A 13,564-nucleotide genomic window follows, 5' to 3' on the forward strand; every position below is an offset into this window, starting at 1 on the left:
CAATGACGAAAGGGGCCACCAAGGAATGAAGAACGATCCCGTTGACGTCCTGATCATCGGTGCCGGCGCCTCCGGCGCCGCGGTGGCCTGGAGCCTCGCCGATACCAGGATGCATATCCTCTGCCTCGATCAGGGCGGCTGGATGAATCCATCCGAATATCCCAGCACCGGGCGCGACTGGGAGGCGAAATTTTTCGGCGAGTGGTCGTCCAGCCCCAACATCCGCAAGCGGCCCGAAGACTACCCGATCAATGACGACGATTCGCCGATCAAGGTCGTCAACTTCAACGCGGTCGGCGGCTCGACCGTGATGTACACCGCGCACTGGCCGCGGCTGCATCCGTCCGACTTCAAGGTCAGGACGCTGGATGGCATCGCCGACGACTGGCCGATCGATTACGACGCGCTGACGCCGTTCTTCGAGGAGAACGATCGCATGATGGGCACCTCGGGCCTTTCGGGCGATCCGCTGTCGCCGCTGTCGCATCCGCCGATGCCGCCGCAGCCGCTCGGCCTGTCCGGCCCGCTGATCGGCAAGGCCATGAACAAGCTTGGCTGGCACTGGTGGCCGTCCGACACGACGGTGGCGACGACGGACTACGAGGGCAGGGCGCGCTGCATCAATCTCGGCCATTGCACGCCGGCCTGCGCGCAGGGCGCCAAATCCTCGACCGACATCACCTACTGGCCGCACGCGATCCGCGCCGGGGTCGAGGTCAAGACCCATTGCCGGGTGCGCGAGATCCTGACCAATGAGCACGGCATGGCCTCCGGTGTCGTCTATTACGACAAGGACGGCGTCGAGCAATTCCAGCCGGCCGAGGTCGTGATCGTCGCCTGCAACGGCGTCGGCACGCCGCGGCTGCTGCTCAACTCGGTCTCGGGAAAATTCCCCAATGGCCTGGCCAATTCGTCCGGCCTGGTCGGCAAGAACCTGATGTTCCATCCCTATGCGCAGATCTACGGCTATGTCGCCGAGCCGACCGACAGCAACCGCGCGCCGCCGACCTGCCTGTGGAGCAAGGAGTGGTATGACACCGATCTGTCGCGCGGCTTCGTCCGCGGCTACGGCGTCCAGTTCGTCCGCGGTGCCGGCCCGGTGTTCGAGGCGGTGACGAGCGAGCAGAAGGGCATCCTGCCCTGGGGCAGGGATCATCATCGCGCTTTCCGCAAGCTGAACGGCCATCGGCTCGGCTTCTCGGCGATCTGCGAAGATCTCCCCGAGGAGCACAACCGCGTCACGCTCGATCCGGTGCTGAAGGACGGCCACGGCATTCCGGCGCCGAAGATCGACTACACAATCAGCGAAAACAGCCGCAAGATGATGGACCATGCGCTGGCGCGCGGCCGCGAGTTCCTCGAAGCCGCCGGCGCGACCGATCTCTGCGTCAATGCGCCGATCCCCTGGGGCGGCTGGCATCTGCTCGGCACCGCGCGGATGGGCGCCGATCCCGAGCGCTCCGTGGTCAATGAATGGGGCCGCTCGCACGACGTCAAGAACCTGTTCATCGTCGACGGCAGCATCTTCGTCACCTCGGGCGGCGTGAACCCGACCTCGACCATCCAGGCCCTTGCGCTCTACATCGCCGACCAGATGAAGCAGCGCCTCGCCAACCTGTTCGATTGAGACCGTCATGTCCGATGCAAAACAACTGACCGCAGCCCAGCGCGCCGATCTCCGCACCGTCGCCGCGATGATCGTCCCCGAAAGCGACGAGTACAAGGTGCCGGGCGCCGACGATGCCGCGATCCAGGCCGATATGCTTGCCACGCTCGGCCGCGACACCGCGCTGGTCGCGCAGGCGCTGGACCATCTGGCTGATCTTGCCGGCAAGCCGCTCGCCGAGCTCGACGAGGCCAAACGCGACGCGGTGGCGCAGGAGTTTCGTAAGCTTGGCGGCGCGGCCGCGGCGACGCTCGTCCGCGTCGTGCTGCAATGCTACTACCGCGACGACCGGGTGCTGCGCTCGCTCGGGCTCGAGCTGCGCGCGCCGTTTCCAAAAGGCCATGTGCTGCCGGACGGCGACTGGTCGCTGCTCGATCCGGTCCGGGCGCGCGGCGGGGTGCTGCGGCGGGCGGTCTAGTGTTGCGTCCTTGACGGTCCATTCCGTCATTCCGGGGCGCGACGAAGTCGCGAACCTCAGATGCGCAATCGCGCATCGGGGAATCCAGAGGTCGTACATCGAGATTCCGGGTTCTCGCTTCGCGAGCCCCGGAATGGCACTGAGGGCAATCGCACGTCAGAGACGCAGCCCTAGCCAACCGGGCAGGGTTGCGCGGGGGGCGTAACCACTTGCGGCGCAGGGAGCCGGTCACCATCTGAGGTGACCAAAGGATTCTCGCCATGCTGGATTTTACCTCGGATGCCGCCGCCGACGCGCCGTCGGCGGCGCCGGCCGATGCTGCCCAAGATGCTGCTCAAGCCAACGACCGGGCCTTGCTGGATGCCTATTCCAATGCCGTGATCGACGTCACCGACCGCGTCGGCCCGGCCGTGGTCCGGGTCGAAACCGGGCCGAAACTGCGCAATGCGCGCGAGCGCGGCGGGCTCGGCTCGGGCATCGTGATCTCGCCCGACGGCTTCGTGCTGACCAACAGCCATGTCGTTGGATCCTCGAAGGAGATCCGGCTGCGCGACACCGAGGGCTTCGTCACCGATGCCCATGTGCTCGGCGTCGATCCCGACACCGACCTCGCGCTGCTGCGCGCCGATGGCGCGCGCGATCTGCCCTACGCCTCGCTCGGCAATTCCAAGACCTTGCGGCGCGGCCAGCTCGTGGTCGCGATCGGCAATCCGCTCGGCTTCGAATCGACGGTCACCGCCGGCGTGGTGTCGGCGCTCGGCCGCTCGATCCGCTCGGTCAGCGGGCGGACCATCGAGGACGTGATCCAGACCGACGCCGCGCTCAATCCCGGCAATTCCGGCGGCCCGCTGGTGTCGTCGAACGGCGAGGTGATCGGCATCAACACCGCGATCATCAACGGCGCGCAGGGCATCTGCTTTGCGGTCGCCTCCAACACCGCGCAATTCGTGCTGTCGGAGATCATCCGCCACGGCTATGTCCGCCGCGCCTATATCGGCGTCGCCGGCCAGACCGCGCCGGTGCCGCGGCGGCACGCGGTGCTCGCCGGGGTCGAGAACAAGATGGGCGCGCTGCTGATGCAGATCGAGCCGGACAGCCCGGCCGCGCGCGCGAGCCTGCTGCCGGGCGACGTCGTGATCCGGCTCGACGGCATCGAGATCAACGGCGTCGACGACCTGATCCGCGCGCTCGACTACAGCCGGATCGACCGCACCCTTTCGATGGACGTGCTCCGCCTCGGGCCGCCTCCGCGCGATCGAGATCCATCCGATCGGAAGGAAGCCCGCGAAGCAGTGAGGGCTATCTTGTCCGCGTGCGAGCTGCACCCTCTCCCTCATGTCCGCCATAGCCTTCGAAGGCATGTGGGAGAGCGTGGCGAAATCGAGCGGAGCGAGATGAAGCCGGGTGAGGGGTTCTATCCGCGAGCTTATTTGCGGAGAGAACCCCTCATCCGGCGCTGCGCGCCACCTTCTCCCATGCAGCCTGCTCTGATGGCGTCACGCGCGATTCGATTGGCGCGATTTGTCACTGCCCCACCTTCTGAGAAAATCTAGATTCAGCGCGCTCGCAGCGAAACAACCTTGAAACTGTGGGCAGACTGATTGGACGAAGTTCGCTCCGTCGGCTTTTTGTCGTGGCTTCGCATGATAGCCCTTTGCTCGCTCATGCAAGCCATTCCGCAACGGTCCCTCAAAGTCAAAGGACGCCTATGCAAGCATCCCGGTATACCCGTCGCGCCGCGCTGGCGCTGGCACTTGCTACCTCAACCCTGTTCCTGACGCCCGCAGCCGATGCCGAACCGTCGCCGGCCGATGCGCTGGTCGGGATCTGGGAGGCTGACGACGGCACAGTGAAGCTCGATATGTTCAAGGCCGGATCGGAATTCCAGGCGCGCATGCTCTACGGCAACGAGATCGTGGAGGCTGACAACGTCACCTTCAAGAAGGACACGCAGAACCCGGACCCTGCGCTGCGTTCGCGCTCGCTCAAGAACATCGTGTTCATCACGGGCCTACGCTGGAGTGACGGCGAGTGGAGCGGCGGGACGATCTACGATGCCTCTTCCGGTCGTACCTACAACTGCAAGGCTGAGATCAAGGATGGGAAGATGGGCTTGCGGGGCTATCTCGGCATTCCGGCGATGGGGCAGACGCGTACGTTTCATCGGGTTCGCAGCTAACCCGATGAAAACACCAATCACGCAATTGATCCGGGGCGGCGCCTAGCGGCTCCGGCACGGGCTCCGTGAGAGCGTTGGGCGCATGCACAATATGCTGTTCGCGGTCTTGCTCGATCTCGGCCCGATCGGCGGATCGGCTTGTCGTGCCTTGGCGCGAAATCGCTGCGCGCCCAGTCGGCTGAGTCGCGCAACCATTGGCTAATCATATGATTTAATTGACGGTTTCCTGCTGGGCGTCGCTGGCAACAAATGGCGTGATGTGCAAGTCTATTGGCGGGCTTCGACAGTGTGTGGCGACCCGAAAGCCCTAAGTTGGGCTGCACATTGTGAGAGGTTACGATGAACGATAGACGGAAAAGGACAGCGCTTGTGACCGGGGCATCTTCCGGCATGGGCAAGGAAATTGCAAAGCGCCTGATCAAGGATGGCTTCCACGTCTTTGTCGCGGCGCGACACACCGACAAGATGAACGATCTCGTCAAGCTCGGCGCGCGCGCGTTGCGCATGGACATTTCCAACGAGGAAGAAATCAAGGCGACGGTCGACACCATCCTGAATGAGGCTGGTGGCGTTGACGTGCTCGTCAACAATGCCGGCTTTGGGCTCTACGGCCCGGTCGAAGAAATCGGTATCGAAGAAGCGCGCTACCAGTTCGAGGTGAACCTGTTCGGCGCGGCGCGCTTGACGCAGCTTCTGCTCCCGAGCATGCGGGCCAAGCGTTCCGGAACAATCGTCAACATCACTTCCATGGGCGGCAAGATTTATACGCTGCTCGGGGCCTGGTATCACGCGACGAAGCACGCACTTGAAGGATGGTCCGATTGTCTTCGGCTCGAACTTGCTCCCTTCGGCATCAAGGTGGTCATCATCGAGCCCGGCCTGATCGAGACAGGCTTCGGCAACGTGGTCGCCAACGGCTTGCTGAAACGTTCTGGCTCGGGACCGTATGCCAGGCAGACCGAAGCCGTCGCGAAGTCCACCGTTGACGCCTATGGTCAGGGCCGCGGCACGAACCCCAGCGTGATCGCCGACGTCGTATCCAAGGCCGTGAAGGCGCCGAAACCGCGTACGCGCTACGTCGCCGGCAAGTACGCGCTGCCCATGATCAAGATCCGCGAATGGTTCGGCGACCGCATGTTCGATCGCGTGATCATGAGCCAGATGCGCTAGGACGGGGCAATGAGCGCAGCGACAGCAGATCGGTGCAAAGTGCCAAAGGCCTTCTGGCAGAGCGTCGAGCATATCGGCGTGTCGCCAGCCGCGCTGTTGAGGCAAGCGCGCCTTCCAGCTACTTTGCACCTGAGCGAACAAGCACAGGTCACGACGGCGCAATACTTCACGTTGTGGCGGGCGTTGGAGGAATTGAAGCCGGAGCCGGGCCTTGGCCTTACGCTCGTCCAGCAAACGGATACGGCCGTGCACCCGCCATCGAGCCTCGCTGCGTTCTATGCGCGGGACTACCGCGACGGTTTGCTCCGCATCGCGCGATTTAAGCGCCTCTGTTCGCCCGAACAAGTGCGTGTGGCGCAAGGCAAGGAGGAATGTGCGGTCACGGTCGAATGGCCATACGCGACCGAGGCCGAGCCTGCGATCTCAACGGATGTGACCTTTGCTTCACTCGTAGAACTTGGGCGCCGAGGCACCGGGCAGTCGCTTGCTCCCTTGCGTGTCGAACTGGTTCGTGAGCGTCCCAAGAACGATGTTTATCAGAGGTATTTCGAATGCCCGGTTCGCTTTGGTGCTGCGCAGAGCCGGCTTATCCTGAAGCCGTCCGACCTCGATCGTCCGTTTCCCGGGCATAATCAAGAACTCCTCGAAATCCTCACCCCGGCGCTGGCTTCAGCACTCGGCGAGCTGCAAGCGCGCAGCTCGATCAAGGAACAGGTGAAGGTTGTTCTCAAAAGAAGCCTCGCGAGCGGGCGGCCGGAGCTATCGGACGTGGCGCGCGATCTCGGCTTGAGCGAACGCACGCTGCAACGAAGGATCACCGAAGAAGGTGCGAGCTTCCGCGAACTGCTTGCCGAAGCGCGGCAAGAACTCGGACGGCAGCTTCTCCTCGACCCTTCCGCTGAGATCGATGAGGTGGCCTGTCTGCTCGGCTACCAGGATACAAGCTCCTTCTATCGCGCATTCCGGGACCGAGAAGGCGTGACGCCCAGCCGCTGGCGGGAATTGAGGAGCGACAAACTTCACTAATTAGGCATTTAAGACATCGAGCATGGAGGCAGCCGCCGGGTGCGGCTTCTCCATGAACGTCGGAGGCTTCCCACTGCTCAGGAGCAGACAATATGAAGAAAATATCAAGTCGTCGTATTCTCCTTTGCCTTGCCACCGCTCTGATGCTGGCGATTTTGGGCCCGCTGGCGTTCGTCAAAATCGGGCACGGTCGGGGCACGCCCTATCCGGATATCGGCTCGGACAATCCGGAGGGCCTTGCAAAGCTCGAGACGCTCATCACCCTCGATTATCCTCCGGGCAATGTGGCTGTCGCAAACGATGGCCATGTTTATTTCAACTATCATCCGATCGCGCGCGCGAGCCGGTTCTCGCCGAACACGGTATTCGAATGGGCTGACGGCAAGATCACGCCGTTCCCGTCCAAAGAAATGCAGAAGGAGTTTCAAGGCAGTTTCGGCATGACCATCGACAACCAGAAGCGCATCTGGTTGATCGAGCCGGCGAGCTTCGATTTTCAACACACCCGCTTGTGGGCGTTCGACCTCGCGACACGCAAGCGTGTCGACTATTTCGAGTTCCCCGGCAAGGATGCGCAGTTCGCGCAGGATTTGCGCGTTACCGCCGACGGCAAATACATCGTGCTCGCCGACACCGGCATCATGCGGTTCACTGCACCGAAGCTGATCGTCTATTCGGTCGCTGATCACGCGTACCGGACCGCGCTGGGAGCGCATCCGTGCACCTCGCCCGAAGACTGGTTGATGCAAACGCCGTTTGGCGCGTATCGCCTGGGCTTCGGACTTGTGAACGTCGCGGTCGGTCTTGATGGCATCGAAATCAGCCGGGATCAGCAATGGGTCTACCTTGCGGGCATGACGAATTCACATCTTTGCCGGGTGCCCCTTTCAGCCGTGCTCGATCCCACGATCGCTCCGTCGGATGTTGCCAGCAAGGTGGAAGATCTCGGGCGCAAACCCCTCAGCGACGGCATCACCACGGACAAGGCGGGCGATGTCATTCTGACCGATGTCGAGCATGGCGGCCTCATGGCGTTTGATCTCAATACCAGGAAGGCCAGGACGCTCGTGCGCTCGCGTGACGTGATTTGGCCCGATGGGGTCGTTACGGGGCCCGATGACTCGCTCTATTTCACGGACAGCGCACTTTCGGCCTACATGGGTCAGCTCGCGGGACCGCCCGACCAGGCGCAACTGGCCGCACATCGACCGTATTTCATCTACCGCCTCAAACGCTAAGCACTGCACGTCTGCTGCATTATCGTTGGCGTTTGCCGCAAGTTCATTGGCGCGGTTGGTCACTGCCGATTGCGGGAGCCATCACTAAAACAGCGGCGGCAGATCAAGCGCTCTTCACGGAAGGAACATCGTATGTCTGACAAAATCTGGTTCATCACGGGCGCATCGCGCGGTTTTGGTCGCATCTGGACCGAAGCCGCGCTCAAGCGGGGCGACAAGGTCGCAGCCACCGCACGCATTGCGGCGGACCTTACCGACCTTACGGAACGCTTTGGAGAAAACGTGCTGCCGTTGTCGCTTGACGTGACCGACCCCCATGCGGTTCGGAATGCCGTTACGCGAGCCTACGGGCATTTCGGAAGGCTGGATGTCGTTCTCAATAACGCCGGCTATGCCCTGGTCGGCGCGATCGAGGAAGCCGACGAGACCGAGGTTCGGGCCGAGTTCGACACCAATTTCTTCGGCTCGCTCCGCGTGATCCAGGCCGCGCTCCCGATCTTGCGCCGTCAGCGTCGTGGTCACATCATCGGTGTATCCAGCGTGGCCGGAATCGTCGCGGGTCCTATCACGGGTTTCTACAACGCTTCGAAGTTCGCGCTCGAAGCACTCCATGACAGTCTGTCACAAGAGGTCGAGCACTTCGGGATCAAGGTGACGGTGCTTGAACCCGGCGCCTACGCGACAGGGTTTGCCAGCATGGCCTCGCTCAGGATCGCAACCGCGATCGAGGCTTACAGCGCGACGAGGGCGGAAGTCTTCGCGGCAGGCGCGGCAAGCCCGTTCGGCGATCCGGCGGCGACGGCGGATGCGATCCTGAAGATCGTCGACGCCGAGAATCCTCCCCTGCGTTTCTTCGTGGGTACCGAGGGTATGTCGCGCGCCCGGGCCGCCTACGCCGAACGCCTCAAGACGTGGGAAGCATGGGAGACGGTTTCAAACGCCGCGCAAGGTGAAGCACGGCAACACAACATCGCGTCCTGACCGGTCAACGCAAGGAGGGTTCGATATGAACGCCAGCGCTGTTGTAGATTTCTTTCAGTTCTTTCGCTCCTACGTCTCCAATCCGGGCCAGGTTTCGGCGATCGCCCCCTCGGGGCAGTCGTTGGCGCGCCTGATGACGCAAGAAATCGTACCAGGGGCCGGGCCGGTCATCGAACTCGGACCCGGCACGGGGGTGTTCACCAAGGCACTGCTCGCGCGCGGCATTGCCGAGCAGGATCTGCTTCTCGTCGAGTATGGTTCCGATTTCATGCGCCTGTTGCAGCAACGCTTTCCAAGGGCGAGGGTGCTCTGGATGGATGCGCGACAGCTTTCGCAGTATGAGCCGTTCATGGCGCCTGCCGCAGCGACCGTGAGCGGACTTCCGCTCCTGACCATGTCGCCGCGCAAGGTCATCGCCATCCTGAGTGGCGCGTTCCGTCACATGCGCGAAGATGGGACGTTCTATCAATTTACCTACGGGCCGCGCTGCCCTGTGCCACGCCCGATCCTGGACCGGCTCGGGCTGAAAGCCAGCCTCGTCGGGCGCACGGCATTGAACGTTCCTCCTGCCTCCGCCTATCGCATTCGGCGGCGTCCGCAACTTCCAAAGCACACGCTACGGCATGAAAATTGGTAATTGCGGATTGCCCGGGTCGAGACGTTCTTGGACTTCGGCAATGTCCGCTTTCGTGCGGCCATCACAGACATCCAACGCGCGTGATCGTGCGCGGGCTCGCAGCAACTAGCCCGCATGAGCGAAGCGAGATGCGAGATTGATGCCGCGACCTATTGCCGGCCCCGGATGTCGCTTCGCCCATCCGGGCTACGCTCGCTGTTGGCCCGAAGCCACCGCTGCGTCCGTCAGGCAACGATCACCACTTGTCAGGGAATGCGATCTGTTTGGCGTGATCGCTTTTCATCACCAGTATGGCCACCGCCACCCCTCGTAGAGGTCCCACGACGACACCAGGGGCGGCGCATATGGATCGACCCGGTCGTCTTCAGGGCGATAGCGATATCGTGGAACGATATAATAATCCCACGGAGTCGGCGTGATCACGGGCGTCGAGATCACAACCCTCGTTCGTTCGTGAACGATCGGTGCCTTGCGCGCCCGGGCTTCAGCACCGGATGTCCCGAGGGTACACAGCACCAGGGCCGCTCCGAGAGCGCATGCGGCAGTCATCATCTTCATATGCATCGGCCTCCTCGCCTGAGAGTGCAAAAGGACTCAAAGCTAATTCGCTCTTGGCTGGTGAATCTCCGCGTCAGGCCACTCTCGGAGTCGTCGCAAAAGTTCGGAATAATAGAAGATAGCGCTGAGTTGCCCGACGTGTCAAGTTGCTTGCCCGAGTGTCGGCGGCAGCCTGCCTCCTTTGCATGGGGTTGTTTTCGATGTTTTTGGGTGATGGCGGGAAGCGGAACCCGCCGCGCCGCTACTGCAACGCCGCCAGCAACTCGTCCGGCTGCTCGACCATCATCATGTGGCCGGCGCCCGGAAGCACCACGGTGCGGGCGTTCGGCGTCGCGGCGGCCAGCGCCTTGCCCGCCTTCGCGGGTGTCATCATGTCGCGCTCGCCGAGGATGAAGGTCGCGGGCACCTTGACCGCGGCCGCAGCCGTGAGCGCGTTCTGGTAGGCGTTGCAGGCGTTGAGGTCGTTGTAGAGCACGCCGGGCTTCGCCTCCTGCAAGACGCGCTGCGCGCCCTGGTGCATCCACAGCCCCGGCGCGAGGCTGCCGCCGAGCTCGGCCTTGAAGCCGAGGCCCCAGATCGAGACCATGTCGATCGCCGCGACGTCGTTGGCCTCGGCGGCCTTCAGGAGATCAGGGCCGACCGTCATGGTCGCGGCGGTGCCGATCAGCGCGAGGCCGGAGACCTTGTCGGGATGCCGCGCGGAGGTCTCGATCGCGATCAGCGAGCCCATCGAATGGCCGATCAGCCGCGCCTTCGCCGCGCCGGCAGCCGCAATCAGCGCCGCGGTCCAGTCGGCCATCTCGGCAATGGTCGCAAGGGGCTTGCCGGCGGAGCGGCCATGGCCGGGCAGGTCGGGCGCCAGCACGGAGAAGCCGTGATGGGCGAACCAGCGGCTATGCAGCGCCCAGGTCGATGAATCGAAGCCGGCGCCGTGGATCATCACGACCGCCGGAAACGACGGGTCGAACGGCTTGCCGCCGGTGGCGATGAAGGTGTCTGATCCGTTGACGGAAAGCTGCATGGCGCTCAAGTCCTTTGCGAGGCGCGCAGCGCCTGACCGAGATCGTCGATGATATCGTCAGCGGTCTCGATGCCGACCGACAGCCGCACCAGCTCCTCGCCGATCCCGGCGGCCTTGAGCTGATCGGCGTCCATCTGCTGATGCGTGGTGCTGGCGGGATGGATCACCAGCGTCTTGGCGTCGCCGACATTGGCGAGATGGCTGATCAGCTTCAGGGACTCGATGAACTTCTTGCCGGCAGCGCGGCCGCCCTTGATGCCGAAAGAGATGATCGAGCCGGCGCCGCGCGGCAGCAGCTTCTTCGCCAGCACGTAGTCCGGATGCGTTTCCAGCGACGGATGCAGCACCCAGTCGACCGCCTTGTTCGCGGCGAGGGCGTCGAGCACCGCACGGGTGTTGCTGATGTGGCGGTCCATCCGGACGCCGAGCGTCTCGATGCCCTGCAACAGCTGAAACGCGTTGGTCGGCGACAGGCAGGCGCCGAAATCGCGCAGGCCCTCGGTGCGGGCGCGCATGATGAAGGCGGCCTTGCCGAACTGCTCGTCGAAGACGATGCCGTGATAGCCGGCATAGGGCTCGGTGAGCTGCGGGAATTTGCCGGAGCCGCGCCAGTCGAACCGGCCGCCGTCGACGATGACGCCGCCGATCGCGATGCCGTGGCCGCCCATCCACTTGGTCGCCGAGTTCATCGTGATGTCGGCGCCGAGCTCGATCGGTTGGCTCAGATACGGCGTCGCGAAGGTGTTATCGATCAACAGCGGGATCTTCGCATCATGCGCGATCTGCGCGACCGCGGGGATGTCGAGCACCTCGAGGCCGGGATTGCCGATGGTCTCGCCGATCACGAGCCGCGTGTTCGGCCTGATCGCGGCGCGGAACTCGTCCAGCGCCCGCGGCTTCACGAAGGTCGTGGTGATGCCGAACCGCGGCAGCGTGTGCGCCAGCAAATTGATGGTGCCGCCATAGAGCGAGGCGGAGGCGACGATATGGTGGCCGGCATTGAGCAGGGTTGCGATCGCCAGATGCATCGCGGCCATGCCGCTGGCGGTGCAGATCGCGCCGACGCCGCATTCCAGCGCGGCGATGCGCTCCTCCAGAACCGCGGTGGTCGGATTCGAGATGCGCGTATAGATGTGGCCGGCACGTTCGAGGTTGAACAGTGCCGCGGCGTGGTCGGCGTCCTGGAACACGTAGGACGTGGTCTGGTAGATCGGCACCGCGCGGGCGCCGGTTGCGGGATCGGGGCGCTGGCCGGCGTGCAGGCTCAGGGTTTCGAAGGCAGGCGGCTTGGGTGCGGGCATGCAGGACTCGTCAGGTCAGTCGATGGGTGGGCAGTGCGCGAATTAGACGTGAACTGCGGTGCGAACGCGGCCGACATTGCCGAACACGCGCAAATAGCGCTCGACCTCCGAGGGGATGCCGGTTGCCTTCTCCGGATTGTCGGAGAGTTTCACGGCCGGGCGTCCGTCGACCGACGTCACCTTGCAGACGATCGAGATCGGATCGAGCTCGGCGGAACCGTCGGGCGCGCAACCGACGAAGTCGTTGGTGAGGTTGGTGCCCCAGCCGAAGCTGACGCGCACGCGGCCCTTGAAGTGGTGGAAGGTGTCCTCGATCGAGCCGACGTCCATCGCGTCCGAGAACACCAGGAGCTTCTCCTTGGGATCGCGGCCCTTCTGCTTCCACCATTTGATGATCTCTTCGCCGGCGGTGATCGGCGGCGCGCTGTCGGGACGAAAGCCGGTCCAGTCGGCGACCCAGTCGGGCGCGTCGCGCAGGAACGGCTTGGTGCCGAAGGCGTCGGGCAGCGCGATCAAGAGGTTGCCGCCATAGGTGTGGCGCCATTGGTCGAGGATGCGATAGGGCGCCCAGCGCAGCGCCTCGTCGTCATTGGCGAGCGCCGCCGCCACCATCGGCAGCTCATGCGCGTTGGTGCCGATCGCCTCGAGATCGTTGTCCATCGCCAGCAGCACGTTCGACGTTCCGGTGAAGGACGGACCGAGGCCTTCCTTCACCGCCTCGACGCACCAGCGCTGCCACAGGAAGCCGTGGCGGCGGCGGGTGCCGAAATCGGACAGCCGCAGGCCGTCGAGCTTCTGCAGCCGCTCGACCTTGGTCCACAGCTTGGCCTTGGCGCGGGCGTACAGCACGTCGAGCGCGAAGCGGCCATAGGTCTTGGTCGCGGCGCGCGAGCGCAGCTCGTTGAGGATCGCGAGCGCCGGGATCTCCCACATCGTGGTGTGGGTCCACGGGCCGTGGAAGTGCAGCTCATACTGGCCGTCGACCTTGTGCAGCTCGTATTCGGGCAGGCGGAAGGTCGAAAGCCAGTTGATGAAATCGGGCGAGAACATCTGGGTCTTGCCATAGAACGTGTTGCCGGCGAGCCAGATCAGTTCCTTCTTGCTGAAGCGGATGGTGCGGGCGTGGTCGAGCTGGGCGCGCAATTCGCCCTCGTCGATGACCTCGGCGAGGCGGATATGGGTCGAGCGGTTGATCACCGAAAAGGTCGTGCGGGTGTCCGGATAGCATTCCCGGATCATCTGCTGCATCAACAGCTTGTAGAAATCGGTATCGAGCAGGCTGCGCACGATCGGGTCGAGCCGCCAGCCATGGTTGTAGGTCCGGGTCGCGATATCTGTCACGGTCATAAGGGAACCTTAGCCTGCCCCG

The 13,564-nt window shown here is 63.7% G+C and carries 11 protein-coding genes and 1 pseudogene; 9 read left to right on the top strand and 3 right to left on the bottom strand.

What is annotated here, in order from left to right; translation table 11 throughout:
* Positions 1-25: 25 nt before the first annotated feature.
* The 9 genes and pseudogenes from ACVMB0_RS19185 to ACVMB0_RS19225 all read left to right on the top strand — a co-directional run bounded on the left by ACVMB0_RS19185 (position 26) and on the right by ACVMB0_RS19225 (position 9,315).
* On the top strand, positions 26-1,627 hold the full coding sequence (locus ACVMB0_RS19185) for a GMC family oxidoreductase (RefSeq protein WP_461347294.1): 1,602 nt from the start codon (positions 26-28) through the stop codon (positions 1,625-1,627).
* A 7-nt stretch (positions 1,628-1,634) separates the two neighbouring features.
* The gene (locus ACVMB0_RS19190) at positions 1,635-2,084 is read left to right on the top strand and encodes a gluconate 2-dehydrogenase subunit 3 family protein (protein WP_461347295.1); all 450 of its coding nucleotides are present in this window, start codon (positions 1,635-1,637) and stop codon (positions 2,082-2,084) included.
* Between the two features lie 260 nt (positions 2,085-2,344).
* A pseudogene (locus ACVMB0_RS19195) lies at positions 2,345-3,380 on the top strand (S1C family serine protease).
* Between the two features lie 412 nt (positions 3,381-3,792).
* Positions 3,793-4,263 (top strand): DUF2147 domain-containing protein, encoded by a 471-nt coding sequence (locus ACVMB0_RS19200; protein ID WP_456756110.1) that lies wholly within the window; start codon positions 3,793-3,795, stop codon positions 4,261-4,263.
* Positions 4,264-4,602: 339 nt separating this feature from the next.
* Positions 4,603-5,433, top strand: a complete 831-nt coding sequence (locus ACVMB0_RS19205) for an oxidoreductase (RefSeq protein ID WP_461347296.1) — start codon at positions 4,603-4,605, stop codon at positions 5,431-5,433.
* A gap of 9 nt (positions 5,434-5,442) precedes the next feature.
* Entirely contained in the window at positions 5,443-6,459 is a 1,017-nt protein-coding gene (locus ACVMB0_RS19210; protein WP_456756108.1) for an AraC family transcriptional regulator, read from the top strand.
* Between the two features lie 92 nt (positions 6,460-6,551).
* Positions 6,552-7,697, top strand: a complete 1,146-nt coding sequence (locus ACVMB0_RS19215) for an L-dopachrome tautomerase-related protein (protein ID WP_456756107.1) — start codon at positions 6,552-6,554, stop codon at positions 7,695-7,697.
* A 132-nt stretch (positions 7,698-7,829) separates the two neighbouring features.
* On the top strand, positions 7,830-8,678 hold the full coding sequence (locus tag ACVMB0_RS19220; RefSeq protein WP_461347297.1) for an SDR family NAD(P)-dependent oxidoreductase: 849 nt from the start codon (positions 7,830-7,832) through the stop codon (positions 8,676-8,678).
* Between the two features lie 25 nt (positions 8,679-8,703).
* Positions 8,704-9,315 carry a class I SAM-dependent methyltransferase gene (locus tag ACVMB0_RS19225; RefSeq protein ID WP_461347298.1) on the top strand — a complete coding sequence of 204 codons (612 nt, stop codon included), beginning with the start codon at positions 8,704-8,706 and terminating at the stop codon, positions 9,313-9,315.
* Positions 9,316-10,114: 799 nt separating this feature from the next.
* On the opposite strand, the gene ACVMB0_RS19230 is transcribed toward ACVMB0_RS19225, so the two are convergent.
* The 3 genes from ACVMB0_RS19230 to pncB are packed head-to-tail and all read right to left on the bottom strand — an operon-like array spanning position 10,115 to position 13,542.
* A complete protein-coding gene (locus ACVMB0_RS19230; RefSeq protein WP_461347299.1) occupies positions 10,115-10,894 on the bottom strand; it encodes an alpha/beta fold hydrolase in 780 nt (259 codons plus the stop codon).
* Positions 10,895-10,899: 5 nt separating this feature from the next.
* The gene (locus tag ACVMB0_RS19235; RefSeq protein ID WP_456798524.1) at positions 10,900-12,195 is read right to left on the bottom strand and encodes an O-acetylhomoserine aminocarboxypropyltransferase; all 1,296 of its coding nucleotides are present in this window, start codon (positions 12,193-12,195) and stop codon (positions 10,900-10,902) included.
* Between the two features lie 42 nt (positions 12,196-12,237).
* Complete coding sequence (pncB, locus tag ACVMB0_RS19240; RefSeq protein ID WP_456756102.1) at positions 12,238-13,542, bottom strand: nicotinate phosphoribosyltransferase; 1,305 nt, start codon at positions 13,540-13,542, stop codon at positions 12,238-12,240.
* Between the last annotated feature and the right edge of the window lie 22 nt (positions 13,543-13,564).

It is taken from the genome of Bradyrhizobium sp. USDA 4451, from assembly GCF_054822585.1.